At 42.8% G+C, this 15,525-nt stretch carries 18 protein-coding genes; 13 read left to right on the top strand and 5 right to left on the bottom strand.

Going from position 1 to position 15,525, the window contains the following annotated elements; all coding sequences use genetic code 11:
• Positions 1-3 precede the first annotated feature (3 nt).
• Positions 4-669: a site-2 protease family protein gene (locus H8706_RS02855; protein WP_262431423.1), complete on the bottom strand. Its 666-nt coding sequence runs from the start codon at positions 667-669 to the stop codon at positions 4-6.
• Positions 670-811: 142 nt separating this feature from the next.
• Here H8706_RS02855 and H8706_RS02850 point away from each other — a divergent pair, with 142 nt between their 5' ends.
• From H8706_RS02850 to H8706_RS02830, 5 genes are all read left to right on the top strand, one after another.
• Complete coding sequence (locus tag H8706_RS02850; RefSeq protein ID WP_262431422.1) at positions 812-1,099, top strand: Dabb family protein; 288 nt, start codon at positions 812-814, stop codon at positions 1,097-1,099.
• Positions 1,100-1,170: 71 nt separating this feature from the next.
• Positions 1,171-2,772: a spore germination protein gene (locus H8706_RS02845; protein WP_262431421.1), complete on the top strand. Its 1,602-nt coding sequence runs from the start codon at positions 1,171-1,173 to the stop codon at positions 2,770-2,772.
• Positions 2,773-2,802: 30 nt separating this feature from the next.
• Complete coding sequence (locus H8706_RS02840) at positions 2,803-3,876, top strand: GerAB/ArcD/ProY family transporter (protein WP_262431420.1); 1,074 nt, start codon at positions 2,803-2,805, stop codon at positions 3,874-3,876.
• Positions 3,869-5,083: a Ger(x)C family spore germination protein gene (locus tag H8706_RS02835; protein ID WP_262431419.1), complete on the top strand. Its 1,215-nt coding sequence runs from the start codon at positions 3,869-3,871 to the stop codon at positions 5,081-5,083. The genes H8706_RS02840 and H8706_RS02835 overlap by 8 nt, the downstream gene beginning before the upstream one ends.
• 15 nt (positions 5,084-5,098) lie before the next feature.
• Positions 5,099-5,260 (top strand): hypothetical protein, encoded by a 162-nt coding sequence (locus H8706_RS02830; RefSeq protein ID WP_262431418.1) that lies wholly within the window; start codon positions 5,099-5,101, stop codon positions 5,258-5,260.
• A 67-nt stretch (positions 5,261-5,327) separates the two neighbouring features.
• Here H8706_RS02830 and groL read toward each other — a convergent pair whose 3' ends face one another.
• From groL to H8706_RS02810, 4 genes are all read right to left on the bottom strand, one after another.
• On the bottom strand, positions 5,328-6,968 hold the full coding sequence (gene groL, locus H8706_RS02825; protein ID WP_178348557.1) for a chaperonin GroEL: 1,641 nt from the start codon (positions 6,966-6,968) through the stop codon (positions 5,328-5,330).
• 33 nt (positions 6,969-7,001) lie between these two features.
• Positions 7,002-7,286 (bottom strand): co-chaperone GroES, encoded by a 285-nt coding sequence (locus tag H8706_RS02820; protein WP_262431417.1) that lies wholly within the window; start codon positions 7,284-7,286, stop codon positions 7,002-7,004.
• Between the two features lie 231 nt (positions 7,287-7,517).
• Positions 7,518-8,615 carry a redox-regulated ATPase YchF gene (gene ychF, locus H8706_RS02815; RefSeq protein ID WP_178348559.1) on the bottom strand — a complete coding sequence of 366 codons (1,098 nt, stop codon included), beginning with the start codon at positions 8,613-8,615 and terminating at the stop codon, positions 7,518-7,520.
• Between the two features lie 219 nt (positions 8,616-8,834).
• The gene (locus tag H8706_RS02810; RefSeq protein WP_262431416.1) at positions 8,835-8,990 is read right to left on the bottom strand and encodes a copper amine oxidase N-terminal domain-containing protein; all 156 of its coding nucleotides are present in this window, start codon (positions 8,988-8,990) and stop codon (positions 8,835-8,837) included.
• A 188-nt stretch (positions 8,991-9,178) separates the two neighbouring features.
• Between H8706_RS02810 and H8706_RS02805 the strand changes: the two genes are divergently transcribed.
• The 8 genes from H8706_RS02805 to tpiA all read left to right on the top strand — a co-directional run bounded on the left by H8706_RS02805 (position 9,179) and on the right by tpiA (position 15,502).
• Complete coding sequence (locus H8706_RS02805; RefSeq protein WP_262431415.1) at positions 9,179-9,616, top strand: dehydroquinate synthase/iron-containing alcohol dehydrogenase family protein; 438 nt, start codon at positions 9,179-9,181, stop codon at positions 9,614-9,616.
• A gap of 197 nt (positions 9,617-9,813) precedes the next feature.
• The gene (locus H8706_RS02800) at positions 9,814-10,323 is read left to right on the top strand and encodes a VanZ family protein (RefSeq protein WP_262431414.1); all 510 of its coding nucleotides are present in this window, start codon (positions 9,814-9,816) and stop codon (positions 10,321-10,323) included.
• Positions 10,307-10,786 carry an Lrp/AsnC family transcriptional regulator gene (locus H8706_RS02795; protein ID WP_178348562.1) on the top strand — a complete coding sequence of 160 codons (480 nt, stop codon included), beginning with the start codon at positions 10,307-10,309 and terminating at the stop codon, positions 10,784-10,786. The genes H8706_RS02800 and H8706_RS02795 overlap by 17 nt, the downstream gene beginning before the upstream one ends.
• A 44-nt stretch (positions 10,787-10,830) precedes the next feature.
• Complete coding sequence (locus H8706_RS02790) at positions 10,831-11,970, top strand: aminotransferase class I/II-fold pyridoxal phosphate-dependent enzyme (protein ID WP_262431474.1); 1,140 nt, start codon at positions 10,831-10,833, stop codon at positions 11,968-11,970.
• Positions 11,967-12,461 carry a tRNA (uridine(34)/cytosine(34)/5-carboxymethylaminomethyluridine(34)-2'-O)-methyltransferase TrmL gene (trmL, locus tag H8706_RS02785; protein WP_178348563.1) on the top strand — a complete coding sequence of 165 codons (495 nt, stop codon included), beginning with the start codon at positions 11,967-11,969 and terminating at the stop codon, positions 12,459-12,461. Before H8706_RS02790 ends, trmL begins: the two co-directional genes overlap by 4 nt.
• 17 nt (positions 12,462-12,478) lie before the next feature.
• Positions 12,479-13,333 (top strand): DegV family protein, encoded by an 855-nt coding sequence (locus H8706_RS02780; RefSeq protein ID WP_178348564.1) that lies wholly within the window; start codon positions 12,479-12,481, stop codon positions 13,331-13,333.
• Positions 13,334-13,480: 147 nt separating this feature from the next.
• The gene (locus H8706_RS02775; RefSeq protein WP_178348565.1) at positions 13,481-14,668 is read left to right on the top strand and encodes a phosphoglycerate kinase; all 1,188 of its coding nucleotides are present in this window, start codon (positions 13,481-13,483) and stop codon (positions 14,666-14,668) included.
• A gap of 87 nt (positions 14,669-14,755) precedes the next feature.
• Positions 14,756-15,502 (top strand): triose-phosphate isomerase, encoded by a 747-nt coding sequence (tpiA, locus tag H8706_RS02770; RefSeq protein ID WP_262431413.1) that lies wholly within the window; start codon positions 14,756-14,758, stop codon positions 15,500-15,502.
• Positions 15,503-15,525 lie beyond the last annotated feature (23 nt).

The following is a 15,525-nucleotide window of genomic DNA, read 5'->3' as shown; positions in this document are numbered from 1 at the left end:
CTCCTAAATAAAGTTTACAAGGTTTAGTATCGGCTGCATAATAAGGCTTGTAAGACCGTTTAAAATCGGGTCGAGAATACCTGTGTAAATTATGAGTAACAATACCAAAAACGAATATCGTTCGTACTGATAAAATTTATATTTTATTCTGCCGGGCAGAAATTCGGTCAGCACACGCGAGCCGTCCAGAGGCGGAATGGGGATAAGGTTGAAAATCATAAGTCCCACGTTTATGACTATGCAGTAGTAGAGCATAACCACCAAAACGTTCAAGCCCTTGAGCGATGTCACGTTTGAAAAAAGCGCCGCAAAACCGACGAATTTTCCCGCAATACCCAAAAGAATTGCGCTGATTATTGCCATTGCAAGGTTTGAAACCGGACCTGCAAGGCTTACCAATATTACGCCTTTTCTGCGGTTTTTGAAGTTGTCGGGGTTAATCGGCACGGGGCGCGCCCAGCCGAAGTGGAAAAAGAGCATACACAAAAATCCGATAAGGTCAAAATGTACAAAAGGGTTAAGCGACAGCCGTCCGCTGTATTTCGCGGTAGGGTCGCCCATTTTATATGCCGCATAGCCGTGCGCGGTTTCGTGAACGCTGATTGCGAGCAGAACCGCAGGCAATGTCAAAATAAGGCTTAAAAATCTGTTTAATAAGTTGCCGAACAAAATATGCACCTCCAAATGCTATATTTAGTTAATTATACACTATTTTTTTGAAAAATACAAGTCCTATCGAAAAAATCGCATTGACATTTTGTGAAAATTTGGTATAATTTAGATATATACTTTATGAAATGAGGGCGAAAAAATGCTGAAACATATTATATTTTGGAAATTGAACGACAAATCGAAAGCGGACGAAATTGCGGCGGATTTAAACTCGCGTTTTAAGGCTCTTTTGGGCAAGGTTGACGGTCTTAAAGAGGCTGAAGTCGGCAAAAACGTAAACGGCGGTGACTTTGACATCACGCTTTACACCGTTTTTGAGAGCGCAGAGGACGAGAAAGCGTATCAGACAAATCCGCTCCATATCGAAATTAAAAAAGTTGTTCACTCGGTTGTGTGCGACAGAATTTGCATTGACTATTTGGTGTAATATCTTGTAAAAATTGAATAATTTTCTTCAAATCTTCCGATAATATTAAAAAATATTGGGAGATTTTTATTTTGAAAAATATATTTTTGTATTCACCGCCCGTCAAAAAAGCAGAATTTGAGCTCAAGAGCGACGGCAAAAACACAGAAAATAAGACCGATATGGAAAAGGTAAGCCGAAAAATCGCCGAAAACAAGCGGTACGTTGAAGAAACGTTTTCCGTTCCGCTCAACGGCGATATTGTGGTGCGCGACTTTAAAATTTTCGTCGGTTCGAAATCCTACAACGCGTTTTTTGTAATCTGCGACGGTCTTGCCGACGGCGACAGCGTGAATGAGTGCGTTTTAAAGCCGTTTATGTATCTTAAAAATTCCGTTATCCCGAAGGGCGAAACGCTGGATAAAATCATTACCGGCGCGCTCCTGCCTCAAAATCAGATAAGTGTGATGAGCAAAATCAAGCCGATTTGCGACGAAGTGAACTTTGGTTTGTGCGCACTTTTTGTCGACACGCTCGAGGTTGGATTTTCCATTGATTTAAAAGGCTGGGAGCACAGGGGAGTTGACGTGCCCCAAAACGAAAAGGTGATTTTGGGTCCGCACGAGGGATTTAACGAAATGCTCCGCACAAACACCGCGCTTATCCGCAAAACGGTGAAAAATTCAAACCTTGTTATGGAGAGTATTTCGCTGGGCAAAAAGAGCCAAACAGGCGCGTCAATCGCCTATATAAAAGGCGTTACAAACAAAAACCTTATCGACGAGGTGCGGTTCAGATGCGAAAACATCAACGTTGATTACATTTTTACGTCGCACGATTTGGAGCAGTATATTGAAGATAATTCTTTTGTTCCCGCACCGCAGATTTTCTCCACCGAGCGCCCCGACAGGGTGTGCAAAGCGCTGGTGCAGGGCAGGGCGGCAATAGTGGTCAGCGGAAGTCCGAACGTGCTTGTCGTGCCGGCAACGTTTCTGGATTTCACCAAAACCGCCGAGGACGAATATCTGCGTTATCCTTTCGCGGTGATGCTTCGCCTTATACGTATGCTCGCGATTTTTCTCACGCTTTTTGCGTCCGCGCTGTTCATTGCGATAACAAATTATCACCAGGATTTAATTTTGACCAACATACTTTTCTCGCTGGAATACGCGCGTCATCTTGTGCCGTTTCCGTCGGCGGTGGAGATAATTATGATGGAAATTTCATTTGAACTGATAAAAGAGGCAGGCGTGCGCGTGCCCGACCCGATAGGGCAGACGCTCGGAATTGTGGGCGGTCTTATTCTGGGACAGGCGGCGGTTGAGGCGAACATTGTAAGCCCTATTGCAATAATAATCGTGTCGATAACGGGACTTTGCTCGTTTATAATTCCGAGTTATTCGTTCGCGTTTTCGTTCCGCCTTCTGCGGTTTGCTTATATAATCGGCGCGGCGGCCGGCGGATTTTTGGGTATATTAACTGTGCTTTTTGTAAACCTCGCGGTGCTGTTCTCGCTTAAATCGTTCGGTGTAAACTACACCTCGCCAATCGCACCGAAAAACAGTAAAAATGCTTTTGCATCGCTGTTTGCCGTGCCGTTGTGGAAGAAAGAACGGCGCCCCGATTATCTTAAACCCGAGGAAGAATTCAAGCAGGCGAAAATCTCGCGCGAATGGAAATACAAAAAAAGATAGGTTCGATTTTTCGGACGGAAAGGCAAAAAAATGAAGGTTACGTCAAAGGACTTATCAAGGCTTTTAACAATTATGATTGTGTCGAAAATTTTGTTTTCCGACATAAATATTTTTGTGAAAAATTCAGGCTCGGCGGCATATATGGAGGCGATTTTGTGCGCGGTGTCGGGCATTGTGATTTTTCTTGCAATATCTTTCTTCTATAAAAAAATAGGTTGCCCCGATATTTTTTCGTCGGTGGAATTTTCGTTTGGAAAACTTGCGAAAAGTATAATCGGAACGCTGTTTTTTATACTGTCAACGGTCTACAACGCGCTGTCGTTAAAACTGTATTCCGACGCGATAATAACCATTGCATACCCCAATTCACACGCATTTTACGTTATGGCGTTTATTGTTGTAACAATGCTTGTAACCGCATATAACGGCATTGACACGGTGACGAAATTCTGCTCGGTGTGCCTTGTGTCAATGCTTTCTCTGCTTGTGATTTTATATGCGTTAACGCTCAAAAACGCCGACGTGTCAAACCTGTTTCCAATATTCGGCAGTGGTGCGAAAAGTATAATTTTTGGTGCTAAAAATGTTTATATGTATAACGAAATTTTGTTTTTGTTCTTCCTTTCGAGCTATCTCGAAAAAAAGGAGGACGCGGCAAAAGTAGGGATTAAGGCGATTTTGATTTCGTCGGCGGTAATTATTGCGTCAACGTTTATATACAACCTCTGCGTGCCGTATCCCGTGTCGAAAATGTTTAATATGCCCCTTTTACAGCTCGCATCGTCAACCGAAATGGACATGTTTTTTCAGCGCACAGAGGGAATTTTCTTTCTTTTGTGGATATATTCGTCGTTTCTGTACCTTGGAACAAGCTTTTATTTCACGCTTTACTCATTCAAAAAAACATATAATTCCACCGATTTTAAGGCGCTTATCCCGTCTCTCATTGTGATAATCGTAATAATCACGTCATTTTTCAAAAGCACCGACGAGGTGTCACGGTTTTATGTCACCGCGACGTGGGTTTTTTCGGTTTTTGCGTTTGCAGTGCCGTTTATAAGCTTTGTGACCGAGTATTTCAAAAGGAGGAAGAAAAATGCTTAAAAAAGTGATTTTGATTTTTCTTTCTGTGATTTTGCTTCTCCTCTCGGGCTGTGCCGACCGAAAGGAAATTGACGATTATGCATATGTTATCGCGGCAGGTATTGACAAGGCGGACGGCGAAAAATATAAGTTTACCGTTTCGCTTGCAAACGTTAATGCAATTGGCGAGTCAAAAGGCGGAACAAACGGTATAACAAACGTTTCGGCGGTTGCGACCGATTTTTATTCGGCACTCGACATCATAAACAATACCGTAAGCAAAAAAATGAACCTTTCGCATACAAAGCTTATCATTTTTTCGGCAGACACTGCGCGAAACGGAATTAAAAATTTTACCGATTCGTTTGTGCGCGAGTTGAAAATCCGCCCCGGCACCATTGTAGCCGTCAGCGAAAACTGCGGAGATTATCTTGAAAATTTAAGTCCCGTTTTGGAGATAAATCCCGAAAAATATTTCAAAGAAATTTTTGAAACTGACAACACAAATTATTCCGTGCGCTCGTATTTGTCCGACTTTTTTTATGCGTCAAACGGTGCGGATAAAACTATGGTTTTGCCGTTTTTGGGTGTTATGGGCGAAAATGCGCTTGAAAAATCCGATGCCGGCGAGAACGAAAATCCGCTCGGCGAAAACGATTTTGACATAAACCAACTCCCGATTAAGGCAAAAAACAAGGCTATGATTTCGGGTATTGCGTATTTTTCGGGAGATAAAATGGTTGCCGGCGGTACTTTGCACGAGAATATTTATCATCTTTTGATGACGAAATCCGCGAAGAAAACCGCGTATGCCGTAAAAACGGACGGTGAGATTCTTGCGGTGTTGCTGTCCGAATTTCGAAAGCCCGAAATAAATGTGAAATGCGGTGAAAATCCGAAAATCGGGATAAATCTTTTTCTCGACTGCGAAACGGTTTATCTGCCCGATAAGGTATCGGAAAAACTCGGCTCGGACGGCTTGGAAAAGTTTGTTTCGGAGGATTTAAAGAAAAATTTAAAGTCGTATTTGTCCAAAACAAGCACATTTTTAAAAACCGACACCGAAAATTTTTCGCGCTATGCAAAGCGGAATTTTCTGACGCAGAAAGCGTGGGACGAATACGGCTGGGCGGAAAAATACAAAAATGCGGAATTTGACGTAAACGTTGAAGTGAACGTCGCGAAATTCGGTGTGTTAAAGGATAATATAAACGACAGTAAAAAGTGATGGTGATGTTTAAAAATGGTTGTAATCTATGCGCTTGTGATAATTCTCACAGCGGTTTACACCGCAAGCTACGCGGTGGTTGAGGCAAAAAGCAAACACTATCTTTCGTGCGCGGCGACGATAGGTGTGTGCGCTTTGGAAATCGCGTTGCCTGTTGTGATGCTGATTTTAAGATGATAAAAACAACCCCGAAGTTTTTAAAAACTTCGGGGTTAAATTTTTGGTTTTCAGTACGTTTTTGATTTTAGTACATTCCCATTCCGGGAGCACCCATACCAGCGCCTGCCGCCGCAGCTGCGTTTGCATTGGGGTCTTCTTTATCCGCAACAAGGCTTTCTGTTGTAAGAACCATACTTGCAACGCTTGCCGCGTTCTGAAGTGCGCTTCTTGTAACCTTTGTCGGGTCAACAATACCTGCCGAAACCATATCAACATATTCTTCGGTGAGGAAGTTGAAACCAACGCCTTTTTTGCTGTTCTTGATTTTGTCGATAATTACCGAACCCTCAAGACCTGCGTTTGCGGCAATCTGTTTAACAGGCTCCTCCAAGGCTTTAAGAACAATTCTTACACCCGTTTTTTCGTCGCCGTCAACCGTGTCGATAAGTTTTTCTATGCTTGCAAGAGAATTGATGTAGCTTGTGCCGCCGCCTGCAACGATACCTTCTTCAACCGCCGCTTTTGTAGCCGCCAAAGCGTCCTCAATACGGAGTTTCAATTCTTTCATTTCGGTTTCTGTTGCCGCACCTACTTTGATAACCGCAACACCGCCGGAAAGTTTTGCAAGTCTTTCCTGGAGTTTTTCTTTGTCAAATTCCGAAGTAGATTCTTCGAGCTGACTTCTTATCTGCGAAACTCTTGCTTTGATGTCGTCTTTGTTTCCGCCGCCGTCTACAATGATGGTGTTTTCTTTCTGGATTTTAACCTGTTTAGCGGTACCGAGCATATCAAGAGTTGTTTCTTTAAGGTCAAAGCCGAGTTCGTCCGAAATAACCTCACCGCCTGTAAGGATTGCAATATCACGGAGCATTTCTTTTCTTCTGTCGCCGAAGCCCGGAGCTTTAACAGCGATGCAGGTGAATGTTCCGCGGAGCTTGTTAACAACCAATGTTGCAAGCGCCTCACCCTCGATGTCTTCAGCGATTATAAGGAGCTTTTTGCCCTGCTGAACAATTTTTTCCAAAACGGGGAGAATTTCCTGAATATTTGAAATTTTCTTGTCTGTGATAAGAATGTACGGGTCGTCGAGAACAGCCTCCATTTTGTCGGTATCCGTTACCATATAAGGCGAAATGTAGCCTCTGTCAAACTGCATACCTTCAACAACTTCACTGTAAGTAGACGCTGTTTTCGATTCTTCAACAGTGATAACACCGTCGTTTGTAACTTTTTCCATAGCGTCTGCAATAAGGCTGCCGATTGTTTCGTCTGCCGAAGAAACCGACGCAACACGCGCGATGTCATCTCTGCCCGAAACTTTCTGACTGTTTGCAACGATATATTCAACCGCCGCGTCAACGGCCTTCTGAATACCTTTTCTTACAATCATCGGATTTGCGCCCGCCGCAACGTTTTTAAGACCTTCTCTTATAAGAGCCTGTGCCAAAAGAGTAGCGGTTGTTGTGCCGTCGCCTGCGATGTCGTTTGTTTTTGTTGCAACTTCTTTAACAAGCTGTGCGCCCATATTTTCAAACGGGTCTGCAAGTTCGATTTCTTTTGCGATTGTCACACCGTCGTTTGTGATGAGGGGAGAACCGAATTTCTTGTCAAGAACAACGTTTCTGCCTTTGGGTCCGAGTGTGATTTTAACTGTATTTGCAAGCTGATTTACGCCGGCTTCGAGCGAGCGTCTTGCTTCTTCGCCGTACTGTATCTGTTTAGCCATAATTATTACCTCCGATTATAATTTATTATTAAATTATTCAACTATTGCCAAAATGTCATCCTCGCCGAGAATTGTGTACTCAACGCCGTCCATTTTAACTTCCGTACCTGCATATTTGTTTGTAAGCACTTTGTCGCCGACTTTAACTTCGGGTTTTACAAGTGTGCCGTCTTTAACCTTGCCGGGGCCTACCGCAACAACCTCTGCAACCTGCGGTTTTTCTTTAGCCGAGCCGGTTAAAATAATTCCGCTTTTTGTGGTTTCCTCGGTTTCAACCATTTTGATAACAACTCTGTCTGCTAACGGTTTGATGTTCATATATATTACCTCCCAAAAATTTTTGATTTTATATTTAGCACTCTTTAATGCTTAGTGCTTAACCAACTGTGATTATATTACTCCATAAGGCAAAAAAAATCAAGGTTTACCAGTTGTTGCTATTTGGCAAAATTACAAAATATACCGATAAACCTCTCGTTTTCTTCGATTTTCTAAATTTTTCTTTAAATTTTATGTTTTAGCAATCGTGCGCAAAGTGTGCTATGGGCATTATACGTTAAATCTGAACAAAACAATGTCGCCGTCGTTCATAACGTAATCCTTGCCCTCAAGCCTTACAAGACCCTTTTCCTTCGCCGCCGCGTGAGATCCGCACTCTATCAAATCATTATATGCAACAACCTCGGCGCGTATGAAGCCTTTTTCAAAATCGGTGTGGATTTTTCCTGCCGCCTGGGGCGCTTTTGTGCCTTTTGTAATCGTCCACGCTCTTACCTCCGGCTCGCCCGCGGTGAGATAGCTTATAAGTCCCAAAAGCGAATAGCTCTTTTTAATAAGTCTGTCCAATCCCGACTCTTTTAAACCGAGTTCCTCCAAAAATGCCTGTTTTTCTTCGTCGTCAAGCTCGGAAATTTCCTCCTCAATTCTTGCAGAAACGGGGAGAACCTCCGCTTTTTCTTTTTCGGCAATTTCGCAGAGCGTTTTGTAGTATTTATTGTTTTCAATGCCGTTTGCCATATCGTCCTCCGATACGTTTGCGGCGTAAATAACGGGTTTTGATGTAAGAAGCGCAACGTCTTTCATAAACTTTGCCTCTTCGTCGTCAAAATCAATACTGCGCGCAGGAAGTCCTGCCTCGAGAGTTTCTTTAACCTTTTCGTAAACCGCAAGCTCGGCAAGATATTTCTTGTCGCCCGATTTAAGGTTTTTCTTTGTTTTGTCAATTCTTTTGTCAATCATTTCAATGTCGGCAAAAATAAGCTCAAAATTTATGGTTTCCACATCGCGCGCCGGGTCTACACTGCCGTCAACGTGAACAATGTTTGTGTCGTCAAAGCACCTTACAACGTGTACAATCGCGTCAACCTCGCGGATATGCGACAAAAATTTGTTGCCCAGTCCTTCGCCTTTGCTCGCGCCCTTTACAAGACCTGCAATGTCCACAAACTCCACCGTAGCAGGGGTGATTTTCTGCGGATTATACATTTTTGCAAGAACGTTCAGTCTTTCGTCGGGAACCGCAACAATGCCGACGTTCGGCTCGATTGTGCAGAACGGATAGTTCGCCGATTCCGCGCCTGCCTTTGTTATAGCGTTGAAAAGTGTGCTTTTTCCGACGTTAGGAAGTCCCACTATACCTAATTTCATATTTATTTACATCTCCTTGATTTAGCTTTCGGCTAGGCATCAGAGGATCAATCATCTGATGACTATCATACGTTAATTATTTTTCAATAAGAAAAGTTGATACAATACAAGCAATTATATCACATCAACTTTCTTTTTTCAATAGTTATAAACTATTTTGGCATAATTTTGGATAAATTTACCGCATAAAAGACGTTATACACCGTGATTGCCGATATTTCAGGGTTTTGTCATAACAACCTTTTGTTCCGCCTCAATCCATTCAACGTCTGCGCCGAGATTTTCGGCAATAAAGCGTGCAGGGAGCATTGTGCGGTCATTTGCGATTATCGGTGCAACGTCGTTTCCTTTGGATACTTTCCGCTTTGTCGTCATGCCAAAGTATGATTTTTAAAGTTGTTAAATCCGCGCGAAATTGTGCTTTAGCATATTTTTAACGGTTTATTTTTGTGTTAAGGCAACAAATTTAAAAAAATGTGTTGACATTGCAAAACCTATGATGTATCATAGGCACATAATTTAAAAACGAACACGGCAGACAAGGACGTCTAACAAAAGACGCCTTGTCTGCCGCGGCGCTTGAGGCAGGCATTTGCATAAACAACTCGTCGGTTACGGTCGTTCACGGAATGAGCCGTCCGATAGGCGCACTTTTCCACGTTCCTCACGGGCTTTCAAATGCAATGCTTCTTGAAAAGTGTATGAAGTTTGCCTATGACGGCGCACTCGAAAGGTTTGCCGACCTTGCGTTTGCGGTAGGCGTTGCCGAAAAGGGCGACTCGCCGCTTTGCGCCGCCGAAAAATTTGTGTTTGCGCTCGGCGCGCTCTGCAAGGAGTGCAATGTTCCGACAATTTCGGAATACGGCATAGACGCGGCTGAATTTGAAAAGGCAATTCCGAAAATGACTGCAGACGCGCTTGCAAGCGGAAGTCCGCAGAATACGCGTAAGAACGTAAGCAAAGATGACGCGGAAAAAATTTATAAGTCGCTTATAATGTAAAAAGTCGCTTATAATGTAAATTTATAGTGTAAAATATGAAAATTTCCGAATGTTTGTTATATAAATACTACCCTTCAAAAAAGTCTTTCCCGAAAGGGAGAGGCTTTTTTGCGTATTTTTGTTGTTTTTATTGACAAACACCGTTATTTGTGAGATAATTTGAATAATATGGATTTTAATTGATTGGAAGTAAAACAATGAAATTTTGGCGATATGTAATATGTGTTTTTGCATACATCTGTCTTGGAGTCCTGATGTTCACCGCGTTCGGATTTTCCGCGCAGGAGGGCGAAAAGTCGGACGACGTGAGCAAAAAGGTTACAAGCGTTGTTACGGGCAAAAGCATTGAAGAAATTGATAAGCTCGAAGCCGAAAAGGGCGACGATAAGGTTACCGCAAACGGAATTGTAAGAAAATTCGCGCATTTTTCGATATATCTTTTAATGGGAATTTTTGCATACATTGCAATATTTTCGACATTCGGAAAAAACGACGCGCTGTGCATTGCAATCGCGCTTGCAATATGCTTAATTTATGCGTCGAGCGACGAGATACATCAGTATTTTTCGGGCGGACGGACAGCAACGGCGCGCGACGTTTTGCTTGATTTTGCCGGCGCCGATATAGGAATATTTTTAACATATTTGATAAAAGATAAAATTTTCGATAAATTTTTTGGGGGTATGAACTATGGAAAGAATTCTTGAAATTTTGGAAAACGACTGCAACACAAGTCCTGCGCAGATTGCGCTTATGCTTGATATGAAAGAAGAGGACGTTGTCGCCGCCATAGAAGATTTTAAAAAGAGAGGAATTATCCTCAAAAACAAAAGCGTTATAAACTGGGAAAAAACCGACAAACCGATTGTAACCGCGCTTATCGAGCTTAAGGTTACACCGCAGAGAGGTTTGGGATTTGACAAAATAGCTGAGCGAATTTATCAGTATCCCGAAGTTAAAACCGTGTTTCTTATTGCCGGCGCATACGATTTGACGGTTATAATTGAGGGCAAAACAATGAACGAGGTTGCGCGCTTTGTTCACAGAAAGCTTGCGCCCATGGAGTGCATTGTCAGCACCGCTACGCATTTTGTGCTTAAAAAATACAAGGTTGAAAACATTATTTTTGACGATAAAATAGAAGATGACAGGCAGGTGATTACGCTGTGACAAATTTTAATCCCGAAGATTTTTTGAATGAACATATAGCAAAAATGCCTCCGTCGGGCATACGAAAGTTTTTCGACGCGGCAAACAATATGGAGGGCGCGATTTCTCTCGGCGTGGGCGAACCTGATTTTATGACACCGTGGCATATCCGAGACGCAGGTATTTATGCGCTTGAAAGGGGCAAAACCCACTACACCGCAAATGCGGGCTTAAAAGAACTCCGCGAGGAAATTTGCCTTTATTTAAAAAGAAGATTTAAACTTGACTATACACAAAGCGAGGTGCTCGTTACCGTCGGCGGCAGCGAGGCTGTTGATATTGCGCTTCGTTCGCTTATAAACCGCGGTGATGAGGTGCTTATTCCCGAGCCGTCGTTTGTTTGCTACAAGCCGTGTGCCGAAATGGCAGGCGGTGTTGCAGTGCCTATCGCAACAAAGGCGGAAAATGGATTTAAGCTTACAAAAGATGACATTTTGTCGCATATAACCGACAAAACGAAAATTCTTATTTTGTCGTATCCGAACAATCCCACCGGTGCTATTATGACAAAAGAAGATTTGGAAAAAATCGTTCCCGTTATAAAAGAGCATAATATTATGGTTATTTCGGACGAAATTTACGCCGAGCTTACATACGAGGGACATCACACCTCCATTGCGTCGCTTGACGGTATGAAAGACAGATGTATTGTCATAAACGGTTTTTCAAAGGCTTATGCTATGACCGGCTGGCGCTTGGGATATGCCTGCGGAAACGAAAAAATTATAAAAATTATGACAAAAGTGCATCAGTATGCCATTATGTGCGCGCCGACGACAAGCCAGTTTGCGGCGATTGAGGCGCTCAAAAACGGCGACAAGTCAATAGAAACAATGGCGCACGAATACAACTACCGCAGAAAGGTTATTGTAGACGGCTTTAACAAGCTCGGTCTTACCTGTTTCAATCCGCAGGGCGCGTTTTACATTTTCCCGTGCATAAAATCTACGGGAATGAGTTCGGACGAATTCTGCAAAAAGCTTCTCGAAGAAGAAAAGCTTGCTATCGTGCCGGGAACGGCGTTCGGCGAGTGCGGAGAAGGTTTCTTGCGCGTGTCGTACGCATACTCGATAGAGCAGATTAACGAAGCGCTTATAAGAGTTGAAAGATTTTTGGAAAAAATTAAAAAAGGTGATATAAAGTGAGCTACAACGTAGTTTTGGTAGAACCCGAAATTCCGCAGAATACGGGAAACATTGCAAGAACGTGCGCGGTTACAAACACAAAGCTGCACATTGTAAAGCCTATGGGATTTGAAATTACCGATGCAAAGTTAAAGCGTGCAGGTCTTGATTACTGGCATTTTCTCGGTGTTAAATATTATGAAAACATTGACGAATTTTTTGAAATAAACAAGGGCGGACGTTTCTTTTTTTCCACCACAAAGGCGGTGAACAACTACTGTGACGTAAAATTTTGCGACAACGATTTTATTTTGTTCGGCAAGGAAACGAAAGGTCTTGACGAGGCGCTTTTAAAGGCGAATAAGGAGCATTGCATAAGAATACCCATGATTGACGAGGCACGTAGCTTAAACCTTTCAAATTCGGTTGCCGTTGTGCTTTACGAGGCACTCAGACAGCAGAATTTTGAAGGTCTTAAAGAAAAAGGTGCACTCACAAAATTTGAATGGTAACAAAGGAGTTTTTGACTGTGAAAAATGTTAAAATTTTGATAGATTCAGCGTCCGATATAAGTCTTGAAACGGCGAAAAAGTATAATATCGACATACTCGGACAAAATATAATATTCGGTGACGAAACGTTTGTTGAAACAACCGAACTTTCGCCGTCGGAGTTTTACAAAAAGCTTGAAAAATTCGGCGGTATTCCGAAAACCGCACAGATTAACATTACAAAAATAACCGAAAAATACGAGCAGTATTACAAGGATTACGACATTATTTTTATAACGATTTCGTCAAAGGCGAGCGGAACATTCCAGAGCGCAAATCTTGCAAAGGATATGTTTCTGGAGGAGCACCCCGACGCGTCGATAGATGTTTTCGACGGATTTAACCTTTCTTTGGGATACGGCAGACTCGGCATTGCTGCGGCAAAAATGGCGCAAGACGGCAAGGGCAAAGACGAAATTTTAAAAGAGATTGCAAGACTGCGCGATAAAGCCGAAGTAATCTTTGTTGTGGACGATTTAAGTTATCTCCAAAAGGGCGGACGTATAAGCCCCACCGCAAAAATTCTCGGCAATGTTTTGGACATTAAACCCGTTCTCACAATAAAAGACGGACTTGTTACAAACCTTGACAAAGTGCGCGGTGCAAAAAAAGTTTATGCGAAATTGGTTGACATTATGATGTCGAACATTGACACGGACGAGAAGCACACCGTTTATATTATCCACGGCAACGCGCCCGGCAAGGTGGAAAAACTCAAAGAAAAAATTGCAGAAACGACAAATATCACCGATATTGAAGTGGGCGAGGTCGGCGCGAGTGTCGGCACAAACACGGGCGCAGGCGTAATTGCGCTTACTTATCTTAAAAAATAACGTAAAATTTCATTAAATAAGTTAAATTTTTGTCAAAGTTTCAGAAAATTTTGCTTAAATACTTGAAAAATTTTTTCATATGGTATATAATGTGACTTGGCAAATAACGTATATAAAAAAATTATATAAATGAAAGGCTGATGAATTATGCTTAATAAGAAAACTATTGAGGATATCGAAGTTGCAGGCAAAAAAGTGCTTGTAAGATGCGATTTTAACGTTCCTCTCGATGAAAACAAAAATATCACCGACGAAAACAGACTTATCGGTGCGCTTCCCACAATCAAATACCTTATCGACCACAAAGCGAAAGTTATTCTTTGCTCGCACCTTGGCAGACCGAAGGGTGAATTTAATCCTAAATTCAGTCTTGCTCCCGTTGCAAAAAGACTTTCCGAGCTTTTGGGACAGGAAGTAAAAATGGCTGACGACGTTATCGGCGACAGCGCGAAAGCGCTTGCGGCATCGCTTAAAGACGGCGAAGTTATGCTTCTTGAAAATGTAAGGTTCCATAAAGAAGAAGAAAAGAACGACCCCGAATTTGCGAAAGCGCTTGCGTCTTTGGCGGAGGTTTATGTTAACGACGCTTTCGGTACCGCTCACAGAGCGCACGCGTCAACAGCAGGCGTTGCGAACTATCTTCCTGCGGTTTGCGGATACCTTATCAAAAAAGAAATCGAAATTATGGGCAAGGCTCTTTCAAACCCCGAGCGTCCGTTTGTTGCAATCCTCGGCGGTGCGAAAGTTTCCGATAAAATCGGCGTAATCGAAAACCTTCTCGACAAGGTTGATTACCTCATTATCGGCGGTGGTATGGCTTATACTTTCCTCAAAGCAAAAGGCTATGAAATCGGCACATCTATCTGCGAGGACGAAAAAATCGAACTCGCTACAAATATTATGGAAAAAGCACAGCAGAAAGGCGTTGAACTTCTTCTCCCCGTTGAAACTGTTGTTGCAAAAGAATTCAGCGCAGACTCCGAGCCTGTTGTTGTTCCGTCGGACAAAATTCCTGCGGATATGATGGGTATGGACATCGGCCCCAAAACAATCGAACTTTTCTCGGAGGTTGTTAAAAAGGCTAAAACCGTTATCTGGAACGGACCTATGGGCGTTTTTGAATTCCCGAAATTTGCAGTCGGCACAAAAGCTATTGCAAAAGCTTTGGCAGAAACAGATGCTGTTACAATTATCGGCGGCGGCGACAGTGCGGCGGCAGTTGCACAGCTTGGCTTTGCCGACAAGATGACACACATCTCAACCGGCGGCGGCGCATCGCTCGAATACCTTGAGGGTATCGAACTCCCCGGTATCGCGGCTTTAAACGATAAATAATTTTAAAACAACAAAAAGGCATAGGATTGTTTCTTATGCCTTTTGACTGTATTTTTATATTGAAATATACAAAAGGAGATAATCACTATGAGAAAAATAGTTGCTGCAGGTAACTGGAAAATGAACAAAACTCCCGCACAGACGCTGGAGCTTATAAACGAACTCAAACCGCTTGTTGAAAACAGCAAAAACGACGTTATCATCTGCGTTCCTTTCACATCGCTCGCAACCGCGGTTGAGGCTTGCAAAGGCACAAAAATCAAAGTCGGCGCACAGAATATGTATTTTGAAGAAAGCGGTGCGTTCACAGGCGAAATCGCTCCCGATATGCTCACCGAAATCGGCGTTGAATACGTTGTAATCGGTCACTCCGAGAGAAGACAGTATTTCGCTGAAACCGACGAAACTGTTAACAAAAAAGTTAAAAAAGCATTCGAGCATAATCTTCTTCCCATCATCTGCGTGGGCGAGTCGCTCGAACAGAGAGAAATGGGAATAACTTTCGAGCTTGTTGCTATGCAGACAAAAATCGCGCTTTTGGGACTTACCAAAGAGCAGGCTAAAAAAGTTATCATCGCATATGAGCCTATCTGGGCAATCGGAACGGGCAAAACCGCTACAAGTGACCAGGCGCAGGAGGTTTGCAAGAAAATCAGAGAAACCGTTGCGGAAGTGTTCGGCAAAGACGTTGCGGACGAAGTTACAATTCAGTACGGCGGCAGCGTAAATGCAAAAAATGCGGCTGAATTATTTGCAAAAGAGGATATCGACGGCGGTTTGGTCGGCGGTGCAAGCCTTAAAGCAAACGATTTTTCGGTTATTGCAAACAGCTGATTTTAATTTTCAAATCCGACCGT

Origin of the sequence: Qingrenia yutianensis, from assembly GCF_014385105.1 — a bacterium.
GTDB lineage: Bacteria > Bacillota > Clostridia > UMGS1810 > UMGS1810 > Qingrenia > Qingrenia yutianensis.
The sequence above is the reverse complement of the archived record's forward strand: the minus strand, read 5'-3'. Positions and strand labels throughout refer to the sequence as shown.